The sequence below is a fragment of the Bacillus cereus group sp. BfR-BA-01523 genome, assembly GCF_022662615.1.
In the GTDB taxonomy this organism is placed as follows: domain Bacteria; phylum Bacillota; class Bacilli; order Bacillales; family Bacillaceae_G; genus Bacillus_A; species Bacillus_A mycoides.
The window spans coordinates 25,235-52,020 of the sequence record NZ_JAKUDX010000007.1 but is presented as its reverse complement, the minus strand read 5'-3'; the positions used below and the strand labels follow the sequence as shown (position 1 = coordinate 52,020).

The following is a 26,786-nucleotide window of genomic DNA, read 5'->3' as shown; positions in this document are numbered from 1 at the left end:
AGTCCCAGTATAACTGGTTCGCTTTTATATAGTTTCATCCAATCTGAGAAACATTTCCTTCATTCTGATACTTCTCTTTCCCTATCGCCTTCATAAATAATAAAATACTGCTCATACCAACGATGAAATATAGAGCGCTCATGCCCCAAGATGCAATAAATGAACCTAGCATAACACCTAATGCACCATTCATTTTCGCAACTTGAAAGACCATTCCGTTAATCGCCATATAAGAGCCTCTTGCCTCATTCGGCACCATATCTGCCATAATAGATTGACGAACCGGCACATACATCATCTCTCCTACAGTTTGGAAAAGCCCTGCGATTAATAAGATCCATAAACTATTGCTCGTTCCGAGTATTGTAAATCCAATTGTATAAATGAATAAGCCTACATATAAAATTTTTAAATCGTTAAAGCTTTTCAGCATTTTAATAAGAAGCGCCGAACATAACACAACTAAAATTGTATTCTCTGCTGAAATCCAGCTGAGCATTCGAATACCTGTTAAATCGAATGTAAAACCATTCCCAAAGAAAAAGTGCACCGTTTCAAATTCCTTCTGTAAACGTATCCCTAAATAATTATTAATTTGAAACTCTAACGATAGTGTACATATACTTGCTGCACAAAAAATTAAAAACGCTCTATCTTTCATCACGACTTTATAACTATCTGCCATATCTTTTAATACATTTTTCTTCTCCACCGTTTTTCGTGCCACATACACTTCTTCCATATATACAGCCATCACATATAAAGTAATGACCGCAACAGCCGTTAATACGATAAACAATTGTAATCTATAATTTTCAAATAATAACCCACCAAATATTGCTCCAATCGCAATTGATAAGTTAATAGCCCAGTAGTTAATGCTGTACATCACTTTTCGATTTTCAGGTGTACTCACATCTATTAACATCGCTTCCGTCGCTGGATTCATAAGTCCAGATCCTAAACTATTCACTAACATAAACACAAATGTTAGCCACGGTGAATCTACATAATCTGAGTTCGCAACTCCCATACAAGCTATGGAAACGACTTGTATACTTTGGCCGATAATCATTACTTTTTTACGACCGAGCCGATCTCCAACATACCCACCATATAAACCGATAATTAATGCTGCTAGCACATTGATCAGTAATAAAGCACCAGCAATCGCACTACCTAATTTTATTGAAAAGTAAATTGCCATAAATGGAAAAATCATTGTGGATACAGTGCGTGTTAAAAACGAAGTTATAATTCTAATTTTTATATTTCGGTGCATACTCCAAAATCCCATTGTTTTCCCCTCCTTATGCTTATTCATTTTACTTTGAAAAAGAGGAAGAAAAAGGTTAGAATATTCTAAAGAGTTTCCCCTTTTATCAAACATTAACGGGCAGTAAGACCCCCACTGATTAAAGTTTCACTTTATTATAGAAGGAAGTGTATATATGAAAATTATGGACTATTACATTAGACTAAGGCTACATGCACAAGATCAACAACATATACGAAATAGCTTACAAGAATTAGCGGATGTTTTATATTGCAGTACGAAAAACGTAAAAATTTTATTAAAGAAAATGAGCGAGGAACAATTAATTCACTGGACTCCAGGACGTGGTCGCGGAAATAAAACGGAAATTTTATTTACACATAGTTTCCTAGAAGCAATTGAATCCTATACAGATGAACTGTTAGCGCAAGAAAAGTTAAAGGATGTTTTTCTTCTTTTAAAAGAACCTCTACCCCTTGCACTTCAAAAAAAGATAGAAAATAAACTACATCATCATTTTGGATACAAACCTTCAAATGATATGTACGACATATTGAAGATTCCTATATCAAGAAAGATATTCCCATTAGATCCGGCTTTTGTGGCTGTAACTACGGAGAGCCATCTTACGAGTCAAATTTTTGATACGTTAGTCGTTTATAATGATGTTACTGAAAAAATGGAACCACACATTGCACATACGTGGGAATTAAGTTCAGACGGGCTTACGTGGACCTTTTATTTACGAAAGGATATACATTTTCATAACGAAACAGTTTTAACTTCTAAAGATGTACAATTTTCATTTGAAAGACTAAAACAAGTTCAATCTCCTTTCGAATGGTTAACAGAAGAAATTGTTCAAATTGAAACACCATCACCACTGCAAATACGATTTCATTTAGCAAAACCTAACGTTTTTTTCTTACGTTATGTGAGTTCCATGCAACTCGCAATTTTACCGCATGATGCAGTTATTCAAAATCATCACTACATAGGTACTGGACCTTTTAAACTTACTCATTACTCTGAAGACAATATCGTGCTCGAAGCGTTCACCCATTATTTTAAAGAGCGTGCGTTATTAGACCGTATTGAATTTTGGGGTATTCCTGATCATTTGCAAATAGATGCTGATTATGAACTACCAAATGAAGAGGAAAATGAAAGGCATGATATACAAATAGAAGAAATAGGTTGTATTTATGCTAGCTTCAACTTTACAAAACCTGGTCCCCACCACGACATTTACTTTCGAAAAGCTTGGAGAGAACTATATGACGTTAAAACGATACTTCATAGCATAGAGGGCAGACGAACAATTGCTGCATCAAGCTTTTTTCCTGAAAGAAGCCGCCAAGTTCCTAACAGGTCCTACTCTTTAGAAAAAGCGAAAGAGTATTTAAAAAAGAGCACCTATAATGGCGAAACGATACATATTTATTTCTTCGCATTTAAAGATAGTGCAAATGATGCACATTTCCTAAAAGAACGCTGCGAACAATTAGGAGTACACGTAGAACTTCACCCATTTCTCGTTTCAGATTATATGGATCGTTCTATTGATAAACATGCGGATATTATTTTCATGGGGGAAGTATTTGCTACCGATCATGAAATTGCATTTTTAAATGTATTTAAAAATAAAAGTTGCTTCGTAAATCGATTCATGGACCCACACTATGCAAAACAAATTAATTGTTTACTTGATACCTTTTTATTAGAAGACAATAAAGAAAAACGGTATAAGCTCATGTATGAGATTGAAGAGTTTTTACAAGCTGAAAACATCATTTTATTTAACTATCACGTTTTAAAAAGAAAAACATACCCTTCTTCTTTAAAAAACGTAACAATTGATTCATTCGGTTGGGCGAATTTTGCGAAGTTATGGATACAGCCATCCCCGCATTAAATACGGGGATGACTGTAATTATTGAATGACTTCTTCTAAATGGTTCTTCAAGTTCTCTAGATAATTCTCAACAGTAGGATTTTTCACCACATCATAACAAGCAAAACTCTTTAACGGACTCATACCAAGAAACTTCTGCACACGATGTAAATGACTAAGTGCTGATTCTAAACTTTCTCCTTCAAAGAACTTCGTCTTATCTCCAAATGCTTTTTCAGGTGCGTTCCAAGTTGTAGAGAACATATACTGCTTCTCTTTTAATAAACCACCTGTTCCATATTCATCTGCACCTTTAAAGAACAAACCGTATTCATACACTTCATCCATATATGTTTTAAATAATCCCGGTACACTAAACCAGTAAATAGGTGTTTGATAAATTACAACATCAGCCCATAAAAACCTCTCTTGTTCGTCCTTAATACTATAGCCATCTTGAATCGTTGTTGTTTTCACATGATGATTCTCGCTTAATACAGTTACCATATAATCAACTAACGTTCTATTTAATCGTCCTTCTTTCGTACCATATTTTTCATGTCCATTTATAATCAATATATTTTTCATCACTTTTCTCTCCCCTATATGATCTACTCTTCAGCTATTAACCCAAGTTGTTGTTTCAGTGTAAGATTATCTTCTAAATGCCAATCTTCCGTTACCTTTCCGTCCTTCACATGCAAAATATCAATTGCAAAAAAATTGATTTTCTTATCATTATGAGTTCCTGTAAAAGAAAGACGAGCTGTTACTTTATCACCAACCACTAATAAATCTTCAATCTCGCAATGTATATTTGGAACGACTTTTCGAAAATTTTGTGCCGCAAATTTTAATCCTTCGGTGCCTTGTGGGCGGCCTTTCGGCAGTGTATTATCGAAAAAATTTTCAGTAACAGTCTGCGGAATAAGCTCCTCTTTACCTGTATCCCAAAATGCATAAAAACGCTGAGCTGCATGCACGATTTCTGTCGCTTCCTTTTTACTTAATGAAGAATCAATTGTCATTGCTTTTGGCTTCGGCATTTCCTTTACTAACTGAATTTCAGTTTTTTGCTCACCACTACATGCTACAAGCACAATACAAATGACAAAAAAACTAAGAAACATAAACAACTTTTTCATACCCATGGAAATCACCTCCTCCTCATACAAACCCTTTGTATTTCGTATTGCTATTGTATATGCACTAACTTCCTTTATGGAAGTAGTGATATTTTTTTCATATAGTTACCAAAAAGATAGTTTTGTGATACGATAAGGCAAATTCATTCAAAAAATTTTTATGGAGGCTATTTCCATGAGCAATATAGATCCAGTTGTATTAACGAAAGGTTTACCTGGTATACCTTGTCCTATCGCTAAAACGCTTGACGTAATTAGTACAAAATGGACGTTTTTAATCATTCGTGACCTTCTTATCGAAGGAACTTTACGATTTAGTGATTTACAAAAATCAATGGACGGGATTAGTCCGAAAACTTTATCGCTTCGCCTAAAAGAATTGGAAACACAAGGGATTATAACGCGAAAAGTATACCCAGAAGTTCCGCCTCGCGTAGAGTACACGTTAACGGATAAAGGAAAGCAATTAGAGGGGATATTTATTGAATTAAAGCGGTTTGGATTAAGTTTATAAACGAAAAGCCCCTTACCATAAAAATAGTAAGAGGCTTTTCGTTATTCACTACATTACTTCGCAAAACTTTGAGCTAGCTGTTTCTCTCTCCACATAAATGTAATGCCGAGACCAACGATTAAAACAACACCTGAAAATGCATATGGATAATTAATGTTTATATCAAATAATATTCCGCCCATCGCTGGTCCTGCGATATTTCCTAAACTCGTATACGTTGAGTTCATACCAGCAACGAATCCTTGCTCTTTTCCAGCTGCTTTTGATAAAAACGTCGTTAAAGCTGGACGAAGTAAATCAAATGCTAAGAAAATAAAGCAAGTAACGAGAAGTACAATCCAATAATTAAAGACTACAGTTGAGACGAATGCTAATACTGCACCTACAATTAAACATATTTGAATTAATACTTTCTCACCGAACATGTCAACCAATTTGCCAAACATAAATACTTGCACAACTACCCCAAAGATGGAGCTAATCGTAATAATTGCAGCAATATCTTTCGGTGTAAAACCAAATTTATGATCAGAAAACAAACTAAAAACAGTTTCATATGCTGATAAACCGAATGCGAGTACAAATACAATAATAAATGCGATTGCATACATTGGATTTAATGATTTCTTTAAATCTCCGATAAAGCTGGATTCTTTCGTATTAGCTGCAATCTCTGCAAGTTCTTCTTTCGTTAACGGCTCTTTCAAAATAAATATAGAAATCACGCATGCAACAAAGGCAATCACTGCTGCCACAAAGAACGGCACACGTATACCGTATTCTGCAATAAACCCGCCGATTCCAGGCCCTATAATAAATCCGGTACTAATAGCCGCTGAAAGATATCCCATCGCCTTTGGACGTTCTTGAATAGAAGTAATATCAGCAACATATGCCGTAACACCCGGCATAATAAACGCGGCACTAATTCCGCCTAACACCCTCGCTGCATAAAGCATCCACACATCTATACCTAATCCAAAAAGAAGCTCTGAAACACCAAAAATAAATAATCCAATGATTATCATTTTCTTCCTACCGTAAATGTCGACCCAACGACCCGTAATAGGTGAAGTAATAAGCTGCGCCATTGCAAACACTGCAACGAGATAACCCATCGTCTTTCCTGTTAAATTCATATCATTCATAAAGGACGGCATAACCGGAATGATTAATCCAATCCCTAAAAAAGCGATAAATATATTACTCAAAAGAATGATCAATACCATCTTTTGTTCTTTTATCGGTTTCTTCAATTTTTAACACCTCTTCCCGTAGTTCCTCTCAAAAATAATGCCCAAGAAGCTTTTTCTTTATCCTGCTATTTGTGGGCTCACACTGAGTAAAGATGTCCCCACTCATTAGAATTTCACTCTATCCTTCCACACATACATAAACACAGGGTGAATGACTATCATTCAGTTTCCCGCAGAAATGAACCTACCTTTTCAGACAGGTTCATCTTACTACTTCTTTATATGTAGTGCATGTGTTAAAAAATCTAGTACTTCTGCCTTTTGTAGCTCGACTTGCTCATCATCTTTATGATCATATAAATAAACTTGTTCCGCTGCTGATTCAACAAGAGCGATAAATAACTTCGCTGTTCGCTCTGCGTGAACCGAATCACGAATTTCACCTGATTCTTTTGCCTCACTTAAAAAGTCACTTAGCCATATATAAAGAGGCTCATATACAGCTTCCCATTCTTTTATATGTTCAGTTGATGCAAGGCCCGCATACATTAATGCTTGTATTTCACGATATTCAGCTATAAAGGTAAATACTGCATCTATTACTTGCTCAACTTTACTTGAAAAAGGTGAATCGTTCTGTACTTTTTCTTTCACTGCAAGTATCATCTTCTCAACCATCACTTCTGCTATTGCAGGCATAACAGATAACTTAGAAGGAAAATATAAATAGAAAGTTCCTTGTGCAATGCCAGCCAATTTCACGATATCAGAAATCTTCGTTTTTTCAACGCCCTTTTCCTGAAACACTTCAATAGCTGCATAGACAATTTTTTCTTTTTTATTCATCATCTAAACCCTTTCACACGCGTATTGAATGACTGTCACTCATTTTATAAAATAACTAGCTGTACTGTCAATCATCGTGCACTTTTCATAATAAAAATCTCCCAACAAATCGTTAGGAGATTTAACTTTAATATCCTTTTCTTATGAAAGAGCCTTTAATCCCGTAACTCCACATACGATAAGAGCTACACTAATCAAACGTGCCTTACTTTTTGATTCACCAAACAGAAACATATTTAATAAAACAGCTCCTGCTGTTCCAATGCCAATCCAAACCGCATAAGCTACACTTACTTGTAAGAACAAGAAAGATGTGTATAAGAATGCGAAGGAAGTTGCAAATCCACCTATATAAATCGCTCCATTTGCTAACGTCTTATCTTTACTATACATTTTAAGGCCTATCACACCGACTATTTCACTAATTGCAGCACAAAATACGAAAAACCAACCCATTTTTAAGCAGCTCCTTCCATAGTTTCTTCCGCGGTTTCTTCTTTATTATCAGCTAATTTTAAACCGATAACGCCCGCTACGACCATTACGATAAAGAATAGTTTTCCTATACTGAAACTGCCGCCGAAAAGGAATACATCCATTAGGAAAGTACCTACCGTACCAGCTCCGGCAAACACAGCATATACAGTCCCTGTCGCAAGATGTTCGCATGCTTTAGAAAGAAAATAAAAATCAACAGCGATAACTCCTACAATAATGACCCAATGCCACCAAGTATGAGCTGTATTAAAACCAAACACCCAAAAAATTTCAAAGATACATGTTAATATGACATATAACCAAGCTTTATTTTTCATATCTCTCACCTTCTATTATTTACTGACTGACCGTCAGTCATTTTTAATTTAAAAAATATAATCTCACTCTAACTACTATTTAAAAAACCAATATCATCCTCATTTATCCTTATATTTGTTCCGTTATTAAGCTAACTACATATAAAAGTTGCTTATCTACACCCTTCCACAGAAAAAAATGACTGAATGTCATTCATAAACATTTTACATGACCAATTGATAAAGTGTCAACACCCGGATTCTATTAACCAAAAAATATTTTAAATTTCTTAAATCCACATGAATATTTCTTAATAATCTGTCAATAATGGTAGTAACATAATATTTTCTCCATTCCCCCCTTGGAGATCCCTTTGAATCGAGCAGTTGCTTTTAGCTAACTGCTCTTTTTTAATTTATCGGCACATTATAATTAAATACTCATAGATACATTCCAAAACAAAGACCTGAACTCCCTTTTCAACATGCAACAAAGAACGAAATATTTTGTACGCTATTTACTTTTCAACGAGTCTTTGTATGCAATAATTTTATTTTCGAGCATCTTCTCTGTAACTTCTAAATTTTCTCTTTGAATCTGAATAGATTTCCTATGATCTTCTAAGAGCTGTAAACGAGCTTCGGTTGTATGCTCCCCTTCTAAATATAATCTAGCATATTCTCTTATTTTCGCTATCGGCATTTGTGTTTGTTTTAATTTCATTACAAACTGCAACCACTTTATATGTGACTCTTCATACAATCTATTCCCATTTGCATCGCGATTTGCAATTAATATGTTCTCCTTTTCATAATAACGTAATGTATGTGTGCTCACTCCTAATAATTTAGCTACCTCGCTAATTGTGTACATAACCATTCTCCCTCCGCACGCCATTTACTCTCATATATTTTACTGCCTTATCCAAATTATAAAAAACATTTGACTTAGAGTATACTCTAACAAATACAATCTAACCATGATAAATTAATTTGAATTTAGGAGGCTTTTATATGAAATATACTGTTATTACTGGTGCTAGTTCAGGAATTGGCTATGAATCCGCTTTAGCCTTTGCATCTCGCGGAAAAAACTTAATACTTGTAGCTCGAAGACAAGCAGAATTAGAAGAATTAAAATTGAAAATTAACGAAATGCATCCGGAATTGGATGTTGTCATTCGAAGAACTGATTTATCAGTCACTGAAGAAGTTTATAAATTTTATGAAGGTCTACAAAGTTTTCAAATTGAAACGTGGATTAACAACGCAGGTTTTGGTAATTTCGCCTCAATTGCTGAACAAAATTTAAACAAGATAGAAACGATGTTGCATGTAAATATAGAAGCACTAACAATACTATCTTCCCTTTTCGTTCGAGATTATTCAATGACCGCAGGAACACAGCTTATTAACGTTTCATCAGGCGGTGGATATACGATTGTTGCTGATGCTGTTACGTATTGCGCTACGAAATTTTATGTAAGTGCATTTACAGAAGGACTATCTCACGAACTGAAAGAACAAGGTGCAAAACTACAAGCAAAAGTTTTAGCTCCTGCTGCAACTGAAACAGAATTCGCAAAACGTTCATTTGATATTGATGAATTCCAATACGATAATGTTGTACCAAAATTCCACACTGCAAAACAAATGGCACAATTTATGCTCGACCTTTATGATAGCGATAAAGTTGTAGGGCTTGTCGATGGTTCTACTTATAACTATGAGCTTAAAAATCCCATTTTTAATTTTGCAGTGAGACAAACGAATCCAAATTCTTAACAACATCTCATTTCTGATTAAAATATAGATACCCACTATTTCTTAAATAATAGTGGGCCTTTTTTCTCTCTAAAAATTTCACCCCACATACCGTATCATCGCCACCTCATCACAATAATCAACTTTTGGACAATGTCTACAATCAACCCATACTTTCTCTGGCAGCAATTCTTTATTTACAAAATCAAATCCACACTTTTGAAAAAATACTGTTTCATACGTTAAAGAAATCACTCTTTTTACATTTATTTTCGTCGCTTCCTCCATCACATGACTCACGAGCATACGCCCTATCCCTTTTCCTGCATATGTATGCGAAACTACTAACGATCGTACTTCTGCGAGATCCTCTCCTAACACATGCAAACCAGCAACTCCAACGACTTCCTCCCCTTCTTTCATAACATATAAACATTGTAAATATTGATAGAGAGACAAAAGAGAACGCGGCAAAACAACTCCTTCTTTTGCATACATTTCAATGAGATTATAAATTTCTTTCACATCACTTGTAACCGCATTAAAGATTTTCATATTATATCCCCTTGCCCCCAGTGTTAATATTTATAACATTATATGAATTTTAATTCATAATTTCATATAATAATACATCTCTCTTTTCTCTCCGTCAATTACTTTTCTGAATTTTATCCCGCATTAATGGGCAGTAAGACTCCCACCTCAAAATTCGGCTGAAGCAAAGAAGGTAGGTGGGAGTCGGGCTGCCCCTAAACGCCCGATTGGTGAAGGCTAATAATCAGTGGTGGATGAACAAAACCCCCACTGATTAAAGTTTCACTTTACATAAACAAAAAACCAAGCAACTTAATCGATGCTTGATTCCTCATTTCGTATCGGCAATACCGTCGAATATTTAATTTCACGAAGTGCTAAACTCGTCTGTATACGTGTAATACCAAGCTTATTCAGCTTTCTAATAAAATGCTCCAGTTCCTTACGATCACGATTTGCAACTTTTAATAAATAATCATACTCTCCTGTTAAACAGTGACATTCTAACACTTCAGGCATAGATTCTAATTCTCGTTCTAACACTTCAAGCTTTTCATACTGATGAATATTCGTGCTCATAAAAATGAAACATAATAAATCAAATCCAAGCTTTTCTTGATTTAAAATTGCTACTTGCTTATCAATAAAACCTTCCCCATCTAACCTTTTTATTCGTGCATGCATCGCAGCTGGAGATAAATTAACACGGCGTGCAAGCTCTGCATTACTTACTTGTGATTCTTTCTGCAATATATCTAAAATTTTCACATCCAAATCATCAAGCACTTTAATAACAGATGACTCCATCAAAATTCCCCCTTTTTTCTTACCGACGATTATTCGAAGAAACATCTCATAACTTATATAAAACTGAATGTTTTTCTGTAAATAAGATTTCTAACGAAACATTTTATCGAGTTTTTACCATTATACAAAAGAATATATTAGATAATAAAGAAAAATGCTAAAATTATTTACAGTTCATTCTTATTTCAACAAAGGGGTTTTTAGCATGCCTTATTTTTACGTCTTTTTACTATTATTAACAAGCTTATTATGGGGAGGAAATTTTGTCGTTGGGAAATCACTTGTCGATCATGCGTCTCCGATGACACTGACAAGTTTAAGATGGATGATTGCGATTGTTTGTTTATTACCACTCGTATGGTTTAAAGAGAAGAAAATTATTCCACCGCGTGCTGCTATAATCCCGTTAGTAATTATGGGAATTACAGGCGTCGCTCTTTTCAACATTTTTCAATTTTTAGCACTAGAAAAAACATCCGCAACGAATGTAGGTCTTATTTCTACATTGAACGCTATTTCAATTGCATTATTTTCTGTGCTATTTCTAAAAGAAAAAGTAAATACACTTCAAATTCTTTCTATGATTCTTTCATTTTTCGGGGTTATGCTCGTCCTTTTAAAAGGAAATTTTGCTCTTTTATTTTCACTACATTTTAATAGCGGGGATTTATGGATGATTGCAGCAGTTTGTATTTGGGGCATTTATTCTGTTTGTAGTAAATGGGCGACAAAAACAGTTACACCGCTAATGGCTACATTATATTCTGGCATTTTTGGTGTCATTTTATTGCTTCCATTTAACATAGGTAGCTTCACTGTTTCCAATATCAACTCTTCCTTCATAACATCACTTTTATATACAGGACTCATTTCAACGGTACTTTGTATGGTGTTTTGGAATATTGGTGTACAGAAATTAGGCGCTACTACATCGGGTATTTTTCTAAATTTCAATCCAATTTTCACAGCTATTTTAGCATTTATTTTCCTTGGAGAAAAACTAACATGGATTCAAATTTTCGGGACAATTATCGTCGTTACAGGGTGCTATTTATTCTCTCATTTTAAAACTGTTTCTCCTCAGACGACTAGAGCTTTAGTACGAAAGCATTCTTAATGAAAAAGCATCGCCACCAGAGTGGCGATGTTTTTATTTACCTTTCATTTCTTTCACATACTGCTTTTCTTCTTCTGGCGATAAACGTTCTGTTGCCTTTCCGGTATCACCACCTTGAATTTCCCACAAAAAGTTATGATCCTCAACCGTTTGTGAAAAGTCTCCTTTCTCCCAACGCTCCAAAGTAGAAAGTAGCTTTGCTTTATATTTAAAATTTGTACTGCTTTCTACTGCGTTCTTCGCACTACGAATTTCCTTATTTGTCATTTCGATAAATCCCCATTTATCAGATGATTTCACTTTTTGATGTACCATCCTATGCATTGTAGAAATAATTTCATCCTCACTAAATTGTGGCTTCTCTTCCGCAACTTTCTTGTCCCGTTGGCTCATCACTTTTTGTGTTTTAAGACTCTTCTCCTCCTCCTCTATATAATTAAGAAGTTTAGTAACACCGAATACAGCTCCTACCGCAATTACAATCATTGTAATTGTCCCTATTATCCATTTTTTCATATTATGTACTCCCCATTCCCCCTAATAATTACATAAACAAATGGAATCGCCTGCACATAGTCGATTCCATTTGTTTCCTTATTTTATTTTAAGCCTTCATCGCTTCTCGTACAATGTAACTGTCCACATATTGCTTAAATTTCACGATTTTTCCATTTTCAAGTTGCCATACATGAACAAATTCCGCCTCAAATGATTTTCCCGTCTCTTTATAAACTCCTGAATAAACACCTTCAGCAATAATTACATCTTTTCCGTTTACTTCATGGTACGTCTTTACACTCGCTTTATAATCATCCCATTCTGATCCTAAACGACTAAATACATTTTCCATTATAGCTTCTGTACCTATATACGTTCCGCCGTACGGAAAACCTGCTGCCTCTGTCCATTCCACTTTTTCAGAAAATGCTTCTGCTAAATGTTTTGCATTCGAAGAAGCTGATCCTTCATACGTGCTTTGAATAATTTCTAAATTTGTTTTTTGCTTCATTATTTTTTCGCCCCAAACGCGTTTGCCGCTAAAATAAGTCCAATTTCTAACGCTTTAACGCGCGGGAATCGTTCCTTTATTGCCGTTTGAATTTCTTCACTTGAAGGATTTCCTGCAAGAACTTCATCAAATGCAACTAAATATTTACGAGTATGTTTAATCGCGTCTGCTGTATTTGGTACGTCATAATCACGATGACCCGCTACAACAATTTCAGGGTGAAGATTTTCAAGTTCACTTAATGTTTCTAACCATTTATGACGAGCTTCAGCATCTGTTTCTAACGTCCATACGAAAGTATTGTTATAAACGATATCGCCTGTAACAACGGCTTTTAATGATGGAATCCATACATAACTATTATTCGGTGTATCACCTTGCAAACCACCTTTAATGATTAAATCATTTCCCTCTAAAGTCAATTTCTCTTCTGTTAATTCCTCTGGAACAATTGGTTGATGAGGAACATTATGCCCAATAGATGGTTTCCACTGTTCCACTTTCTTCTCACATGTGTTACGAATATCTTCAACAGTATTCCGTAATGCAACAATCTTCGCTTCTGGAAATGCTTCATGTAATACATTTAATCCAAAATAGTGATCTGGATGGAAATGAGTCACATAAATATGAGTTAAATTCTTTCCTGTTTCAATAATTTGAGCTGCTAAACGGTGCGCATCACTTAATAAAAATTGTGCATCGATAAGAATTGCATCTTTTTCTCCGTATACAATTGTGGATGTAACTTGAAATGCTTGCTCAGATCCTGTAAAAACCTCTAAATGTAATTTTGACATGTTATTTCCTCCACTTTTTATTTACTCTTTTATATTCCTTTATTCTTTAAGGTTTATCCTAGTTGTAACTTTTTTAGTTACAACTAGGATAAAAAATATATGAATCATTTTATTACTAATCGACTTGATGTAACTATTATAGTTACATCAAGTCGTCAAGTCAACACTTAAAAAATGAAATTCACTTCGTTTTCATTACTTTCTCTTTTAAGAAACGATCTACATATCCTTCTGCTTTTACAACGAATAAATACGCACCCATTGATAATAATGCAAGATCTAATTCATATCCCGGATTCTTTCCATCTCCTAATAAGCCTGCTGCTCCATTTACCTTTACGATAGCTCCAGCCAAAATAAGAGCGAATAACAATCCTACATACCTCACGCCTAAACCGATAATCAATAATATACCACCAACTAATTCAACTGTTGCTACGCCGTATGCAAGACCACCTGGTAAACCGATGCTTGTAAACCATCCTGCTACGTTATCTATACCTGATTGAAACTTTGCTAAACCGTGTGCAAAAAAAGTAACTCCTAATACGATACGAATAATTAAATTACCAATATGTTGATTCATTTTGAACTCTCCTTTTTGTTTTGTTATGGTGAACATTTATTCACAAGACAAAACAATACGGTATTTCTTTTCATTCGTCAAATGCTTTTTTAAAGAAACCAAAAAACATTATCCTTTTTGCAGATAATGTTTTTTATAAAATAGTGCTAATTCAAGCTTTCGCTCTATTACTTAGAAAAAAGTTGAAAATTTTTCCCAGCACCTATATAAGACAATAAAGACACATCTTCTTCCATCACCATTCCAACAACATTCACTTTCCTATCTTCAGGTAAATCATTTATAACTATTTGCATTTCACCAGCATATCTACCGTACAATTCATTATCAATTGTAATACTGCCTCGTTTTCTTGAAATTGTATTCATCGGTTGTAATGCAACTTTATTTTCTTCGCGCGATTCTACAGAACGAATTACATCACGAGCCGGATCTAACCTATTTGTATGCACTTGCTCTACCACTTTTAATACTTCACTTGCATTTATAAATGACTCATATCGCACTGGAATAATCCCACCACTCGCACTCGAGATTTCTTGTACACTCTCTAGGCTCCCGCTTATATCTCCAATTAGCACTTTATCAACATCGCACTCTTGCACAAGTTCTAAATACGCTTCAAGTGGCCGCATATAGCGGTGCTTTTCTAAAGTTGGTAAACCTTCATATAACGGACCGCGTTTTTCACCATCTCCCGGAATAAACGCCATCGTTTTTATTCCGCACTCATGTAAATATTTATTTTGTTTTTGCAAGAATGATTTGGCTAGTCCTGTTTCTGGACGTGGATAAAAATTATGCCACGCTTCTACTCGATCTACTCGTATATTTTCCGCAAGTAACTCTTTCCAAAATGATTCTGTAATCGTACTCGCATTTAAAGCTACCTTCATCTTATGAGATACACGTGCGATTTCTTTTGGCGTAATACCGTAATCCATTCGTAAACCAGTAATGCCAAATTCTAATAACTCTTCCACATTTGCATACGTCATCCCTAAATGGTTTAACGATTTTGGAGAGACATCAACCATTAATTCCATTTCATTTTCGAGGGCTTGTTTCCCAAGTATTTGAATTAACTCCTTATACGTATTCGGATCATCTTCTGGAATGTGAAGAGATGTAAAAACAGATGAAAATCCGTTTTCTTTCACTAGTTTTAACCATGCTTCTTGTTTCTCTACTCGCTCTTTTGAAAGATAAATTGAAACTCCTATCATATGAATCTCTCCTTCTATTAATATAAAAAAAAGAGAAAGGAATCCCTTTCTCTATATGTTTTCTGCCATTTCTTCTTTAAAGCCGAAGAAGTACGTAAAGATGAATCCGAACGTATATGCAACGACTAATCCAAGGAAATATAATAAATATTTATTATCAGCAATTAACGGAATTAATGATAATCCTGATACACCTATTCCGAGTGAAGCTGTTTTCATAACAGCTTGGAATGCACCACCGACAGCCGCTCCTAAACAAGCAGTAATAAACGGTTTCCCAAGTGGCAATGTAACCCCGTATAATAGCGGTTCGCCAATTCCTAAAAATCCTACTGGTAATCCACCTTTAATCACATTACGAAGGCGTTTATTTTTTGTTTTCACATAAATCGCAATTGCTGCTCCTACTTGCCCAGCGCCAGCCATCGCGAGTACTGGTAATAAAGGTGTTACGTGCGTTTGATTAATAAACTCCATATGAATCGGTGTTAGACCGTGGTGTAATCCGACCATAACGAGAGGTAAAAATGTTCCGGCAAGCACTGCTCCAGCAAATGCCCCACCAACATTTAAAATTGCGTTAATACCGCTCGTAATACCATCAGATAAGAACCCCGCTGCTGGCTGAATCGCTAACATCGTTACTATACTTACAGCTAATACAGTAATAAGCGGTGTTACAATAATATCAACTGCATTCGGCACTGCTTTTCGTACTCTTTTCTCAACTACTACCATAAGCCACGCCGCAAAAATAACTGCAAACAAGCCGCCCCGCCCAGGTACCATTGCTTCACCAAACAATTTCACATTTGCCATCGCCGGATTGAAAATTAAAATACCCGCAATCGCCCCAAGAACTGGTGTCCCGCCAAATTCTTTCGCTGTATTCCAACCGACTAAAATTCCTAAGAATGTAAAGATACCGCCGCCAATGAGTAGTAACATTTGTAGCCATGTTGCATTCGGATCAGCACCTGCGTTTTTTGCAAAGTTAGCAACTCCGTTTATAATTCCCGAAGCAACAAGACCAGGTATTAACGGAATAAAAATGCTACCTATTTTTCGTAAAAAATTCTTCACTGGTGTATTATTTTTCTTCTTCATCTCTGACTTTATCTCTTGACCGATATCTTCAAGGTGATGATCTGCAACTTCACCAATTCGCAGTCCCGTTAAACCTTCCATCTCAGCTGCTACTTTATTTACTGTCCCTGGTCCAACAACAACTTGAAGCGTCTCATCTTCAATAACGCCCATAACCCCTTCAACCTTTTTCAAAAGGTCCATATTCACTTTACTTTCATCATGAAGCGTTAATCGCAGTCTCGTCATACAATGAGCAATGCCACGAATATTTTTTACTCCCCCAAGTTGCTCTGAAATCTCTTTGGCCATTCTCTCTTCTTTCTTCATAATAGAATCCCCCTCCCCAAAGTTTAAAGTGCTTTCTTCACAAATCCTTTCGCACCTTTTAATTTTTCTAGTGCTTCCCCATATTCACACTGTAGTAATATCATAACGATTGCAGCTTTCACATTTCGATCTGCTTTCTCATAACACTCTGTAGCTACTTCATAACTAGCGCCTGTCGCTTCAACAATAATTCGTTTTGAGCGTTCTACCAATTTTTCATTTGTAGATTGAACATCTACCATTAAGTTTTTATATACTTTCCCTACACCAATCATAGACGCTGTAGAAATCATATTGAGTACTAACTTTTGCGCTGTGCCAGCCTTCAACCGTGTTGAGCCTGTTAATATTTCTGCGCCTGTTTCCACTTCCACATTTAGTTTTGCATATTTACTTATTTCAGCATTTTTATTACAGGAAATACTAGCTGTACTTGCTCCCACGCTACTTGCATATTTCAATCCGCCAATTACATAGGGTGTTCTACCACTTGCTGCAATTCCAATAACCGTATCTTTCTCGTTTAATCCAATACTTTTTAAATCTTCTTTTGCTAACTCTTCACGATCTTCGGCACCTTCCACCGCCTTAGTAAACGCTTTCAATCCACCTGCTATAAATCCTTGAACCATTTTATCATCTGTTCCAAATGTCGGGGGACATTCTACTGCGTCTAAAATGCCTAAACGGCCACTCGTACCAGCCCCAATATAAATTAAACGGCCTTCTTCTTCAAAAGACTTAGTAACAATTTGTACAACCTTTTCAATTTCTTCTATTTCATTTTCAACTGCTAACGCAACAGTTCGATCTTCTTCATTCATACTTTGTAACACTTCTTTTATACTCATCTCATCTAGATTCATCGTTTTCTCATTACGGTGTTCTGTCGATAAATTCTCTAACATATTGCCACCCTCTTCGAAATTATATTTCACACTTTTATTATAACTTTAAGAAACTAAAAATCAATAACTCTTTCTTATTTTATGAAATAAAATTTCACAACATGACATATTTGTGTCAAAGATAATAAAAAAGATGAGTCTCCCCATCTTTTCTTCTACTTCAATTTCCGTAACCGTAATGCTTCTTCTCTCGTCTCCATAAATTGATCTAATACTTTATTACCAATTCGATTGAAAGTAATCACGTATAAAGCATCAATCATATTCAGTTGCGTCATTCTCGAAGCAATACTCGCAATGCGATGGTCTTGCTCTACATCTGGCATACAAAGGCGAATGTCTGCCGCTTTATATAACGGAGATGATTGGTCTAGCTTCGTAATCGCAATAACTGTAGCCCCTCGCTTCTTCGCATATTGCGCCATTTCGAGCACATCTTTCGTCCGCCCAGAAGTTGAAATCGCCACAAATATATCTCCCTCTTTTAAATTCGTGACGAGTGGCAACATCATATGAAAATCAGATAGCATCATCGCTGTAAATCCGAGCCTTGTAAATTTATAAGCCCCGTCCATCGCCGGAGTAGCCGATCCGCCTACTCCGTAAAATATAATTTTATCCGCAGTTACAATACGATCTGCAGCTTTCTCAAGTTCCTTTTTATCTATCGCAGTAACGCTCGCCTCAATTGCAGCTTTATTCACATATGTAACTTTATTAAACAAATCGTACGGTCCATCTTCCGTATTCATCACTGAAAAATCATTAATATTATAATCAGCAATCGTTAATTCACGAACGAGCGCTATCTTAAATGCTTTAAAGCTTCCGATTCCAATCGATTTACAAAAGCGAACAACACTCGCCTCACTTGCACCTGCATTCGTTGACACTTCTTTCGTCGTTAAATTCGGAACAATCTCAGCATTCTCCATTATGTACATGGCAACCTTCTTTTCAGCTGGTGAAAATCGATCCATATTACTTTCAATTTTAAATAGTAATGTTGAAGCTTTCACTATTTAACCTCCACTTCTTACGGTTGCGTATATTCTCTAATATCATTTGTATCATATAGATAAAAACCATCATTGCCAGGTGGATGGTGAACAATTACAGTTCGATCCCCTTTTTTATATGACATTATTTCACCTTCAGATCGCTGTTTTTCCCATCCATGTATCCAAATTGCAAAGTCAGGTACAAAAGCAGTGTACTTATAGTCTTTCGGGTTTTCGTCTTCTACATAGGAAGAAAAAATAGAAACTGGAAAATTTTTCACTTTTGACTCTTTCCATGCAGTAAATGGTATACATAGTGCAATAAGTATGATTACACCTATAACTTTCCCCTTTGTAATCTTCACACTTCCCTCTCCTTGTCATATCACATACATAGATTTTATCATAATTACAATCCATTCATGCTACATGACCACTGCATTTTGCAATAAAAAAAGAGCTTACCTACATCAGATAAGCCCTTCCTCTCTATACAAAATACTTCTTCAAAAGCGGCGGCGTAATAATTGTCGTCAATATAACAACAATAACAATCGCTGTGAAATTTTCTTTCGCTAACAAATTCGCCGCAAGTCCATTTGCTGCAATGATAAGCGCTACTTCCCCGCGCGACACCATTCCCGCACCAATACTGATAGAAGATTGTAAGTTAAACCCTGTTAATCTTGCTCCTAAACCTGATCCGATTAACTTTGTGAAAATTGCGATGAGCGTCATAATGATAATGAACCAAAGTTGGCTTCCGATACCTTGAAATGTAATTTCCATTCCAATACTTACGAAGAAAACCGGTACGAATATCGCGTAAGCAATCGGTTCAATTTTATGTTCCACTTCATGCTTATACTCTGTTTGCGAAATCGCAATTCCTGCTGCAAATGCCCCAATAATACCTGCAATCCCCATCATTTCACTGTAATACGAAAAAGAGAAACAAATAATAAGAGCTGCACTAATTAACGCTTCTGTTACGCGAAGTGGTACGAGCATTTTCATAATCCATGGAACAACTTTCCAAGAGATGAAAACAATACTTACAAAAAAGATAATTTTCTTTGCAATGACTAGCGTTACATTTACATCTTGTGTACCTAAAAAACTCATCACAAATGCTAATAAAATAACGACAATTACATCATCAAATACAGCTGCACCTAAAATCGTCGTACTTTCTCTCGTATTCATTTTCCCTAAATCTCTTAGTGTTTGAACAGAAATACTAACCGAAGTGGCACAAAGTAATAACCCTAAAAAGATCGCATGCGACTGTAACATTCCAAACGCAAGTCCTGCTAAATACCCACCAAGGAATGGGAAAATAATTCCTCCCATCGCTACTGCGAATGCAGATTTTAAATTACGATTTAACTCTTCTAAATCAGTTTCGAGTCCTGCCATAAACATAAGTAGCAAAACACCAATTTCGCTAAGCTCATCAATAAGTTCTGAACTATTAATAATACCTAGCAAAGCCGGACCGATAATAATACCAACGATTAATTTACCGAGTACAGAAGGCTGGCCAAGTCTAACGCTAATATCACCAGCTAATTTCGTACAAAGTAAAATGACGACAAGTTCAAAATAAAATAACATAACATCTTCTCCTACTTTATAAAGTGAATCTTTAATCAGTGGGGAATTTCCCCATCCTCACTGATTATTAGTTAAACCAATCGGGCATTTACGGGCAGTTAATGCGGGATAAAGTGAAACTTTAATGAGTGTTTTTGTCACTCTGTTAACCCTCGTCCATTCCTGCAAGTAGTTTCCCCTATTCATTCGAATATTATTTGTCACATTTTTATTTGACAAAATATTCTGAATTATAATAAAATTAATCCAGAAATTTCAAAAAACTACATACCATAACTGTACCTTTATTCACTGACGTACTCTTTTCCAATGGATTCACACTATTCGCAGTTATGGAGATGAAAAACGGGAGGAGAGTCCAAAGTGAAGTCATTATTACGAAAAAAAGCGCTTAGTACTGAATCACCACGACAGCTAGATAGAACATTAACAGCACTCGATTTAACGTTTTTAGGAATCGGCGCCGTAATTGGGACAGGGATTTTTGTATTAACAGGTATCGTAGCGGCAAAACATTCTGGCCCTGGTATTATGCTATCATTCCTTATTGCTGCATTTACTTGTGCTTGTGTAGCCTTTTGTTATGCCGAATTCGCTTCTTCTATACCAGTCTCAGGCAGTGTTTACACTTATGCATACATGACTGTCGGAGAAGTTGTCGCCTTTATCGTTGGTTGGTGTTTAATGCTCGAATATTTACTTGCCGTCGCAGCAGTAGCTGTCGGTTGGTCTGGTTATTTACAATCTTTACTACAAGGATTTAACATCCATCTGCCCACCATAATAGCCTCGGCCCCTGGTACAGGAAAAGGTGGTCTCATTGATTTACCAGCTGTTTGTATTTTACTTCTCATTACTGGGCTTTTAAGTTTTGGTATACGCGAAAGCGCACGCATTAATAATATTATGGTCCTTATAAAATTAGCAGTTATTATCGCCTTTATCGTAGCAGGCGCAAAATATGTAAAGCCTGAAAATTTGACACCGTTCATTCCATTCGGGTACGACGGTATTATTACCGGAGCTGCCACTGTCTTCTTCGCCTTTTTAGGTTTTGATGCAATCGCAACCGCGGCAGAGGAAACGAAAAAACCGCAGCGTGATTTACCAATTGGCATTATCGGTTCCCTTCTTATTTGTACAGTTTTATACATGATCGTATCTTTCGTTTTAACAGGCATGGTTCCTTATACGCAATTAGACGTTTCTGATCCAGTTGCATTTGCACTACATTTCGTTGGTGAAGATACTATTGCGGGGCTACTTGCAGTTGGTGCGATGACAGGAATGACAACCGTTCTTTTAGTCGTTATGTATGGACAAGTTCGTGTTTCTTATGCAATGAGCCGAGATGGCTTACTCCCAAAAGCTTTATCACGCGTAAATAAAAAAGTAAAAATCCCTTTATTAAACACATGGATTACTGGAGTATTTGCAGCTTTATTAGCAGGACTTTTAGACCTACATTTACTAGCGAATTTAGTAAACATCGGTACGTTAACAGCCTTCACATTCGTTTGCTTTGCTGTACTTATTTTACGGAAAACTCATCCTGATTTAAAACGAGGCTTCCGCACACCACTCGTACCTGCACTACCGGTTGTCGCTATTCTTTGTTGTTTATATTTAATGACTAATTTGTCCAAAACGACATGGATCAGCTTTTCATTTTGGCTTATAGTCGGTTTATGCGTATACTTCTTCTACTCTAGAAAACATAGTCATTTAGCTACTAAAAAAACAAATGATGAGAAAAAAGAAGTATAAAAAATAGCTCGCCTATAATAAAGGCGAGCTATTTTCATTAACGATTGTAAAACGAAAAATATACCGATCAACTTTTGTATACTTATCCCGCTATTTGCCGGGCAGTAAGACTCCCACTGATTAAAGTTTCACTTTATTCTCCCTTACTTCGTCTCTTTCTTTTTCTTTCTCCACGCGTTTACACTATCAAAGAAAAAGTTAATAAATAGCGTTCCTAATCCCGCTAATAAAAATGTCATTAAAAATAGAATCCATATACTTTTATCTTTTAATAAATAATATCCTACAAGGAGCACAACGGCGATCCATACATATTCAAGAATTCTTTTTAGCTTTTTCTCTTCCAAATTATTCGCTCCCTTTTTCTATACTACTTTTAGTATAACAAAAAAAAAGCCTATCATGATAAGCTTCTTTTTCTTATACCTTATTTGTTGATGCTTTTTTCAACCAGTGAAATAGCGTGCTCTAGCGTACGATTCATTGATTCCACATACTCATCTTTTACATTTTTATCTTTTAACACAGCTTCTGCAACTGTGATTTTTTGACTTAATGATTTAACAGAACCGTCTGTTACATTTCCATCTTGCGCTTTCTTTACTAAAGCTTTTGCAGATTCAATATTCACTTGTAATTTTTCTTTCGGTGTTTTTGGCTGTTCTTCTGCTACCTTTGATTGTACAAATGTTTGGTTTGCTGTTTTTAATTCATTATACGTTTGAACAATTTGTTCTCCTGTACTCGCTATATTCTCAAACACTTTCTTTGCATTGTCATAGCTTCTTTGTAATTCGTTAAAAGCTGCTTGTGAATACTGACCTGGCTTTTCACCAAATTCATAAGTACCTGCCAATACTTCTTTCACTTTTCCGATTTCTTCATATAACGTATTTACTTGCTCTAATTTTGTACGAGTAGAAAACTCGTTATATGCCGCTACTACTTCTGAAGAACTTAATGCTTTACTATATAATTTTGCTAATGCAATTTGTCCATTTAACGGAATACCGCCATTTCCGTTGCTATCAGGATCTGCACCAAGTGCGAATGGTACGTTCGGGTGATATACTTTCCCTTGAGCCGGCTGACTATTTACTTTTTTACCATCTACATAAATTGCTACTTCACTGCCGTTATATGTTCCTGTTAAATGATACGTTTTGTTTGCTTCTAATTGAACACCCACACGTTTATAGCTTCCACCAATATGAGCCCATAATTCTACATAGCCACTTCCTGTAGACTCAAAACCAATTCCACCGCTCTCTGTATTTTGCAAAATACCTTGTCCGCGAATTTCATTCATTGAAAATACAGTTTCTAACGTAAATGAATTTGCTACTTTTTCTTTTTGTGCTGCTGAAAATGGAAGGTATCCAAATGTATTTGCTTTTCCGTTTAACTTCATAACATTCTTTTTCAATGCTTTATCATATTCAATAGTCACATTGCCCTTAACATCACCTTTTGTACCAAATGATGAACTGTCTTTAAATGTACCATCTGCAAAGTTTACATCAAAAACATCTGCCTTTGGTACTTTCACATTCGGGTCAATATTATCTTTTTTCGTAGTAATTTCTGCCGTTAATGGTTGTACACTTTCATTGCCGAATGAATCAATCGCAACAACGTCAAGTGTATATGTTTTCCCGCCATCTAGTCCTGCAAGTGTAAATGTCAGTTCTTTCGGCACTGGATCTCGATAAAACTCTGAGAATGCTAATAGCTTATTTTTAATCTCACCTGTTTGTTTATCCTTTGCTTGCAAGCGATAAGAATGAACAAGAAGGTTGTCCAATGCTTGCGGGAATGTTACTGTTGCCGCATTTTCCGTTACATTTGATACTGACAATTTCGCATCTTTCGCAAAAGATGGCTTTTCTTTATCACGATCTTCTACATGCGTAAATGTTTCTTTCTTTGATGGCAACTGAATTTTCCATGGCTCGCCTGTCCAAGAATTTGTATGGAAATCACGGCGATTAATCGTTACTTCTTTATCATCCACTTCTACTAATAACCCTTGGCTTAATGTGCTAGCTCCTGGCGGGATATTCCCTTGTACTTTACCGCCTTCAACTTCCATATAGCTTACAGAAGATGTTCCAACAGACGTAAAATCTTTTTGATGAATCGATCTTGGATCATCTAACGGATAATGTGAATGACCTGAAAACGTAATTACTTGTGGATATTCTTTTAATACCGCATTAATTTTCGCACTATCTTTCGTTCCCCATTCTTGACTACCGTACACTGTATCTTTGATATGCTGATGTAAAAACACAAAAATCGGTTTTTCCGGATCATCTTTTTGTGCCTTTGCCATTTCTTCTTTTAACCAATTAATTTGCTTGTCCGAATAATAGCCATGTGTTGTCCCATCCTCTGGAGACATAACAAGGAAATGATACCCTTTTACCACCTTATGATAATAAACCGATTCCATTCCTGTCTTTTCTAAGAAACGCTTCTGTGCTCCCTCTACAGATAAGCCGTTCCAATAATCATGATTACCTAGAGAATTCATTCGTACCGCATCTTTATTTGCATTTTCGTTATACACTTGCATGAAACGATCATATTGCTTTACTGAACCCGAATCAGTAAAATCACCTACAATGACAAACGCATCTTGCTTTGGTGCAAGCGTATTAAATTGCTCAATCGCTCTTTTCCAGCGGAACGTATCATCTGTTCCACTATCTTTAATATGCACATCACTTACAACTGGGAAAACGATTTTCTTCTCACTTGGTGCCTTTTCTTGCTTTTTCTCTTCCGCTTTAACCGACGTACTCCACGGTAATGATACAAATGCCAATACAAACACCATTAATAATCCAATAAGACCTTTTACTTTTCGTAAAGCAGTTCTTTCCACGTGAATCCTCCTCATAATAATTGATTCATTACAAGGGCTATTTTATCTTAAACATATTAATATCGTTTAAATAACAAATGAATTTTATTAGATTTTTGTAAATATACAGTTAATTAAGCGTTAAGTCCAACATTACTCGTACTATTGTATACAACCACCTTTTGTCTAAAAGAGTCTGATCATTCTTTTCCCATGTCTATTCACATATAATCTTTTCTATAACATTAATGATAAGTTAAGCTGTAAGCCTATTAGACAATCTTAATTTTAAAAATTTTCTTCTTTTCTTAACACATCGGCCATGCTTCTACATTTAATAGTAGTAAAAGATAACTTAAAAAGGAGGGGTTGTATTGAAGAACAAAAAAAATATTGGCTGTTTCGCTCCTTTATCTATCATTTGTCCAGACCCTTGTCCACCGCCCCCTCCTCCAAATCCAAGTTGTGAGCGAGTAACAAATGAATTTGCAGGGAATTTCCTCATAACTAACAACACCATTCCCTCTACCAAAGATGCACTACAATCAATGATACTGTGGCAAAGTGATGAGATACTGCTTATATCAGGTACTGTCTCGGTTTACAATAGTACTAGCAGCACTGAAGCAATTACAATTCAAATCATTGGAGCAGTAACCAATATTTTCACTGTGTTTCCTGGCAATACAATATCTTACACAGGTAAAGATTTAAAATCCGTTAGTATTATTAATATACAAAATAATCCTTCACTATATTTAGAAGGCAAGTACTGTTGCCAATTTACATGTTGCTTATAGAATACCAATTTTATTACTTCCTCAATTTTAAAAAAGCATACCATTTACGGTATGCTTTTTTTATGAAATTGGATAACGTACTGTAATACAAAACTCGCCTTGATTAACAGTTGTTCCTGTCGTAGTAATTCGGACAGTAGTAAAATATCGTACAGTGAAAGTACCACTACTTTGTGGTTGTACAGTAATTGTATCAACTACTGTAGCACCGACTAAAAAATCAACTGTAATGGGATTCGCGCCTACATCATATTTCACATAACCTGAACCATATACTTCTTGTGTAATATTATTCGTATATACAATTTGAGTACCAGCACCTGTAATAGACCAGTCTGTACATACTTGATCTTGCACAAGTGTTTTATTAGAACAACAAGACAAACCGGAACTTCTCATTCCCATTTCGATCCTCTCCTATTCTACTATGAAAGTGGATAACGTGTTGTAATACAAAATTCTCCCTGATACGTTCCACCAGGTGTTGCAGGTAACACAACTTGTATACTAGCAAAGCGGCGATACGTAAAAGCGATACTCGTTCCTGGGTTTAATGTTTGTGTATCAATTGTAGCCCCAGCAGAATCAAGCGCTTCTACAGTAATTGGACCTGGACCAACATCATATTTAACAAAACCAGTTCCAACTACATTTTGGTTAATATTATTTGTATAAAGAACATTATCAATTGCTGTTGCAACTACAGTAGCAGACCACGGACTACACACTTTATCTTGCACATAATTTTTATCTGGACAGCAAGTTAATGCTGACCCTGAGCAATCACAAGACATAGTTGTTTCCCCTCTCTCTTTTATATTCCCTATATGTGTATGTCCCTCAGAGTCTTTTGCCTGTACTATTCATCTATTTTCAAAAAATATGCAAATTCCATTACCA

The 26,786-nt window shown here is 35.7% G+C and carries 30 protein-coding genes; 6 read left to right on the top strand and 24 right to left on the bottom strand.

What is annotated here, in order from left to right:
* Positions 1-34 precede the first annotated feature (34 nt).
* Positions 35-1,297 (bottom strand): MDR family MFS transporter, encoded by a 1,263-nt coding sequence (locus tag MR066_RS18335; protein WP_242248081.1) that lies wholly within the window; start codon positions 1,295-1,297, stop codon positions 35-37.
* A 154-nt stretch (positions 1,298-1,451) separates the two neighbouring features.
* Between MR066_RS18335 and MR066_RS18330 the strand changes: the two genes are divergently transcribed.
* On the top strand, positions 1,452-3,191 hold the full coding sequence (locus MR066_RS18330; protein ID WP_242248080.1) for an SgrR family transcriptional regulator: 1,740 nt from the start codon (positions 1,452-1,454) through the stop codon (positions 3,189-3,191).
* 18 nt (positions 3,192-3,209) lie between these two features.
* Here MR066_RS18330 and MR066_RS18325 read toward each other — a convergent pair whose 3' ends face one another.
* Both MR066_RS18325 and MR066_RS18320 read right to left on the bottom strand, forming a co-directional pair.
* A complete protein-coding gene (locus MR066_RS18325; RefSeq protein ID WP_242248079.1) occupies positions 3,210-3,758 on the bottom strand; it encodes an NAD(P)H-dependent oxidoreductase in 549 nt (182 codons plus the stop codon).
* Positions 3,759-3,781: 23 nt separating this feature from the next.
* Entirely contained in the window at positions 3,782-4,321 is a 540-nt protein-coding gene (locus MR066_RS18320) for an ester cyclase (RefSeq protein ID WP_242248077.1), read from the bottom strand.
* 169 nt (positions 4,322-4,490) lie between these two features.
* On the opposite strand from MR066_RS18320, the gene MR066_RS18315 reads away from it, so the two are divergent.
* Positions 4,491-4,829 (top strand): winged helix-turn-helix transcriptional regulator, encoded by a 339-nt coding sequence (locus MR066_RS18315; RefSeq protein ID WP_002188429.1) that lies wholly within the window; start codon positions 4,491-4,493, stop codon positions 4,827-4,829.
* Between the two features lie 53 nt (positions 4,830-4,882).
* On the opposite strand, the gene MR066_RS18310 is transcribed toward MR066_RS18315, so the two are convergent.
* The 5 genes from MR066_RS18310 to MR066_RS18290 all read right to left on the bottom strand — a co-directional run bounded on the left by MR066_RS18310 (position 4,883) and on the right by MR066_RS18290 (position 8,539).
* A complete protein-coding gene (locus tag MR066_RS18310) occupies positions 4,883-6,085 on the bottom strand; it encodes an MFS transporter (RefSeq protein WP_242248075.1) in 1,203 nt (400 codons plus the stop codon).
* Positions 6,086-6,295: 210 nt separating this feature from the next.
* Complete coding sequence (locus tag MR066_RS18305; protein WP_002063960.1) at positions 6,296-6,874, bottom strand: TetR/AcrR family transcriptional regulator; 579 nt, start codon at positions 6,872-6,874, stop codon at positions 6,296-6,298.
* 138 nt (positions 6,875-7,012) lie between these two features.
* Positions 7,013-7,327 (bottom strand): DMT family transporter, encoded by a 315-nt coding sequence (locus tag MR066_RS18300; protein WP_000539672.1) that lies wholly within the window; start codon positions 7,325-7,327, stop codon positions 7,013-7,015.
* 2 nt (positions 7,328-7,329) lie between these two features.
* Positions 7,330-7,686 (bottom strand): DMT family transporter, encoded by a 357-nt coding sequence (locus MR066_RS18295; protein ID WP_242248074.1) that lies wholly within the window; start codon positions 7,684-7,686, stop codon positions 7,330-7,332.
* A 493-nt stretch (positions 7,687-8,179) separates the two neighbouring features.
* Complete coding sequence (locus MR066_RS18290) at positions 8,180-8,539, bottom strand: MerR family transcriptional regulator (RefSeq protein ID WP_002188427.1); 360 nt, start codon at positions 8,537-8,539, stop codon at positions 8,180-8,182.
* A gap of 140 nt (positions 8,540-8,679) precedes the next feature.
* On the opposite strand from MR066_RS18290, the gene MR066_RS18285 reads away from it, so the two are divergent.
* Entirely contained in the window at positions 8,680-9,450 is a 771-nt protein-coding gene (locus MR066_RS18285; protein ID WP_242248072.1) for an SDR family NAD(P)-dependent oxidoreductase, read from the top strand.
* 78 nt (positions 9,451-9,528) lie between these two features.
* Here the strand turns inward: MR066_RS18285 and MR066_RS18280 are convergent, their stop codons facing one another.
* Together MR066_RS18280 and MR066_RS18275 are read right to left on the bottom strand one after the other, a co-directional pair.
* On the bottom strand, positions 9,529-9,984 hold the full coding sequence (locus tag MR066_RS18280; RefSeq protein ID WP_242248071.1) for an N-acetyltransferase: 456 nt from the start codon (positions 9,982-9,984) through the stop codon (positions 9,529-9,531).
* 291 nt (positions 9,985-10,275) lie between these two features.
* Positions 10,276-10,770 (bottom strand): Lrp/AsnC family transcriptional regulator, encoded by a 495-nt coding sequence (locus MR066_RS18275; protein ID WP_002029975.1) that lies wholly within the window; start codon positions 10,768-10,770, stop codon positions 10,276-10,278.
* A gap of 205 nt (positions 10,771-10,975) precedes the next feature.
* Here MR066_RS18275 and MR066_RS18270 point away from each other — a divergent pair, with 205 nt between their 5' ends.
* On the top strand, positions 10,976-11,887 hold the full coding sequence (locus tag MR066_RS18270; protein WP_242248068.1) for a DMT family transporter: 912 nt from the start codon (positions 10,976-10,978) through the stop codon (positions 11,885-11,887).
* Between the two features lie 33 nt (positions 11,888-11,920).
* On the opposite strand, the gene MR066_RS18265 is transcribed toward MR066_RS18270, so the two are convergent.
* From MR066_RS18265 to MR066_RS18220, 10 genes are all read right to left on the bottom strand, one after another.
* Complete coding sequence (locus tag MR066_RS18265; protein WP_088035222.1) at positions 11,921-12,403, bottom strand: PRK06770 family protein; 483 nt, start codon at positions 12,401-12,403, stop codon at positions 11,921-11,923.
* Positions 12,404-12,491: 88 nt separating this feature from the next.
* The gene (locus tag MR066_RS18260) at positions 12,492-12,896 is read right to left on the bottom strand and encodes a nuclear transport factor 2 family protein (protein WP_242248067.1); all 405 of its coding nucleotides are present in this window, start codon (positions 12,894-12,896) and stop codon (positions 12,492-12,494) included.
* Positions 12,896-13,696, bottom strand: a complete 801-nt coding sequence (locus tag MR066_RS18255; protein WP_242248066.1) for an MBL fold metallo-hydrolase — start codon at positions 13,694-13,696, stop codon at positions 12,896-12,898. Before MR066_RS18255 ends, MR066_RS18260 begins: the two co-directional genes overlap by 1 nt.
* A 181-nt stretch (positions 13,697-13,877) precedes the next feature.
* Entirely contained in the window at positions 13,878-14,282 is a 405-nt protein-coding gene (locus MR066_RS18250) for a DoxX family protein (protein ID WP_001071547.1), read from the bottom strand.
* 167 nt (positions 14,283-14,449) lie between these two features.
* Entirely contained in the window at positions 14,450-15,508 is a 1,059-nt protein-coding gene (locus tag MR066_RS18245) for a DUF871 domain-containing protein (RefSeq protein WP_242248065.1), read from the bottom strand.
* Between the two features lie 51 nt (positions 15,509-15,559).
* On the bottom strand, positions 15,560-16,924 hold the full coding sequence (locus tag MR066_RS18240; protein ID WP_242248064.1) for a PTS transporter subunit EIIC: 1,365 nt from the start codon (positions 16,922-16,924) through the stop codon (positions 15,560-15,562).
* Between the two features lie 23 nt (positions 16,925-16,947).
* Positions 16,948-17,832 (bottom strand): N-acetylmuramic acid 6-phosphate etherase, encoded by an 885-nt coding sequence (gene murQ, locus MR066_RS18235; RefSeq protein ID WP_002140489.1) that lies wholly within the window; start codon positions 17,830-17,832, stop codon positions 16,948-16,950.
* A gap of 155 nt (positions 17,833-17,987) precedes the next feature.
* On the bottom strand, positions 17,988-18,851 hold the full coding sequence (locus MR066_RS18230; RefSeq protein WP_242248063.1) for a MurR/RpiR family transcriptional regulator: 864 nt from the start codon (positions 18,849-18,851) through the stop codon (positions 17,988-17,990).
* 17 nt (positions 18,852-18,868) lie between these two features.
* Positions 18,869-19,198, bottom strand: a complete 330-nt coding sequence (locus MR066_RS18225) for an outer surface protein (RefSeq protein ID WP_242248062.1) — start codon at positions 19,196-19,198, stop codon at positions 18,869-18,871.
* 124 nt (positions 19,199-19,322) lie between these two features.
* Positions 19,323-20,450 carry a cation:proton antiporter gene (locus MR066_RS18220; protein WP_000899801.1) on the bottom strand — a complete coding sequence of 376 codons (1,128 nt, stop codon included), beginning with the start codon at positions 20,448-20,450 and terminating at the stop codon, positions 19,323-19,325.
* 363 nt (positions 20,451-20,813) lie between these two features.
* Between MR066_RS18220 and MR066_RS18215 the strand changes: the two genes are divergently transcribed.
* A complete protein-coding gene (locus tag MR066_RS18215) occupies positions 20,814-22,217 on the top strand; it encodes a branched-chain amino acid transporter BcaP (RefSeq protein WP_242248061.1) in 1,404 nt (467 codons plus the stop codon).
* A gap of 143 nt (positions 22,218-22,360) precedes the next feature.
* Here MR066_RS18215 and MR066_RS18210 read toward each other — a convergent pair whose 3' ends face one another.
* Positions 22,361-22,564 carry a hypothetical protein gene (locus tag MR066_RS18210; protein WP_000391506.1) on the bottom strand — a complete coding sequence of 68 codons (204 nt, stop codon included), beginning with the start codon at positions 22,562-22,564 and terminating at the stop codon, positions 22,361-22,363.
* Between the two features lie 80 nt (positions 22,565-22,644).
* Positions 22,645-25,107, bottom strand: a complete 2,463-nt coding sequence (locus tag MR066_RS18205; RefSeq protein ID WP_242248059.1) for a LamG-like jellyroll fold domain-containing protein — start codon at positions 25,105-25,107, stop codon at positions 22,645-22,647.
* Between the two features lie 353 nt (positions 25,108-25,460).
* Here MR066_RS18205 and MR066_RS18200 point away from each other — a divergent pair, with 353 nt between their 5' ends.
* Positions 25,461-25,886, top strand: a complete 426-nt coding sequence (locus MR066_RS18200) for an S-Ena type endospore appendage (RefSeq protein ID WP_061689685.1) — start codon at positions 25,461-25,463, stop codon at positions 25,884-25,886.
* Positions 25,887-25,946: 60 nt separating this feature from the next.
* On the opposite strand, the gene MR066_RS18195 is transcribed toward MR066_RS18200, so the two are convergent.
* Positions 25,947-26,291 (bottom strand): DUF3992 domain-containing protein, encoded by a 345-nt coding sequence (locus MR066_RS18195; protein ID WP_000525803.1) that lies wholly within the window; start codon positions 26,289-26,291, stop codon positions 25,947-25,949.
* Positions 26,292-26,311: 20 nt separating this feature from the next.
* Positions 26,312-26,680: a DUF3992 domain-containing protein gene (locus MR066_RS18190; protein ID WP_242248057.1), complete on the bottom strand. Its 369-nt coding sequence runs from the start codon at positions 26,678-26,680 to the stop codon at positions 26,312-26,314.
* Positions 26,681-26,786: the final 106 nt, after the last annotated feature.

Excerpts from the sequence above, each read along its gene's own strand:
- MR066_RS18335 (WP_242248081.1), bottom strand. The coding sequence starts at position 1,297 with ATGGGATTTTGGAGTATGCACCGAAATATAAAAATTAGAATTATAACT.
- MR066_RS18330 (WP_242248080.1), top strand. The coding sequence starts at position 1,452 with ATGAAAATTATGGACTATTACATTAGACTAAGGCTACATGCACAAGAT.
- MR066_RS18325 (WP_242248079.1), bottom strand. The coding sequence starts at position 3,758 with ATGAAAAATATATTGATTATAAATGGACATGAAAAATATGGTACGAAA.
- MR066_RS18320 (WP_242248077.1), bottom strand. The coding sequence starts at position 4,321 with ATGGGTATGAAAAAGTTGTTTATGTTTCTTAGTTTTTTTGTCATTTGT.
- MR066_RS18315 (WP_002188429.1), top strand. The coding sequence starts at position 4,491 with ATGAGCAATATAGATCCAGTTGTATTAACGAAAGGTTTACCTGGTATA.
- MR066_RS18305 (WP_002063960.1), bottom strand. The coding sequence starts at position 6,874 with ATGATGAATAAAAAAGAAAAAATTGTCTATGCAGCTATTGAAGTGTTT.
- MR066_RS18300 (WP_000539672.1), bottom strand. The coding sequence starts at position 7,327 with ATGGGTTGGTTTTTCGTATTTTGTGCTGCAATTAGTGAAATAGTCGGT.
- MR066_RS18295 (WP_242248074.1), bottom strand. The coding sequence starts at position 7,686 with ATGAAAAATAAAGCTTGGTTATATGTCATATTAACATGTATCTTTGAA.
- MR066_RS18290 (WP_002188427.1), bottom strand. The coding sequence starts at position 8,539 with ATGTACACAATTAGCGAGGTAGCTAAATTATTAGGAGTGAGCACACAT.
- MR066_RS18285 (WP_242248072.1), top strand. The coding sequence starts at position 8,680 with ATGAAATATACTGTTATTACTGGTGCTAGTTCAGGAATTGGCTATGAA.
- MR066_RS18280 (WP_242248071.1), bottom strand. The coding sequence starts at position 9,984 with ATGAAAATCTTTAATGCGGTTACAAGTGATGTGAAAGAAATTTATAAT.
- MR066_RS18275 (WP_002029975.1), bottom strand. The coding sequence starts at position 10,770 with ATGGAGTCATCTGTTATTAAAGTGCTTGATGATTTGGATGTGAAAATT.
- MR066_RS18270 (WP_242248068.1), top strand. The coding sequence starts at position 10,976 with ATGCCTTATTTTTACGTCTTTTTACTATTATTAACAAGCTTATTATGG.
- MR066_RS18265 (WP_088035222.1), bottom strand. The coding sequence starts at position 12,403 with ATGAAAAAATGGATAATAGGGACAATTACAATGATTGTAATTGCGGTA.
- MR066_RS18260 (WP_242248067.1), bottom strand. The coding sequence starts at position 12,896 with ATGAAGCAAAAAACAAATTTAGAAATTATTCAAAGCACGTATGAAGGA.
- MR066_RS18255 (WP_242248066.1), bottom strand. The coding sequence starts at position 13,696 with ATGTCAAAATTACATTTAGAGGTTTTTACAGGATCTGAGCAAGCATTT.
- MR066_RS18250 (WP_001071547.1), bottom strand. The coding sequence starts at position 14,282 with ATGAATCAACATATTGGTAATTTAATTATTCGTATCGTATTAGGAGTT.
- MR066_RS18245 (WP_242248065.1), bottom strand. The coding sequence starts at position 15,508 with ATGATAGGAGTTTCAATTTATCTTTCAAAAGAGCGAGTAGAGAAACAA.
- MR066_RS18240 (WP_242248064.1), bottom strand. The coding sequence starts at position 16,924 with ATGAAGAAAGAAGAGAGAATGGCCAAAGAGATTTCAGAGCAACTTGGG.
- murQ (WP_002140489.1), bottom strand. The coding sequence starts at position 17,832 with ATGTTAGAGAATTTATCGACAGAACACCGTAATGAGAAAACGATGAAT.
- MR066_RS18220 (WP_000899801.1), bottom strand. The coding sequence starts at position 20,450 with ATGTTATTTTATTTTGAACTTGTCGTCATTTTACTTTGTACGAAATTA.
- MR066_RS18195 (WP_000525803.1), bottom strand. The coding sequence starts at position 26,291 with ATGGGAATGAGAAGTTCCGGTTTGTCTTGTTGTTCTAATAAAACACTT.
- MR066_RS18190 (WP_242248057.1), bottom strand. The coding sequence starts at position 26,680 with ATGTCTTGTGATTGCTCAGGGTCAGCATTAACTTGCTGTCCAGATAAA.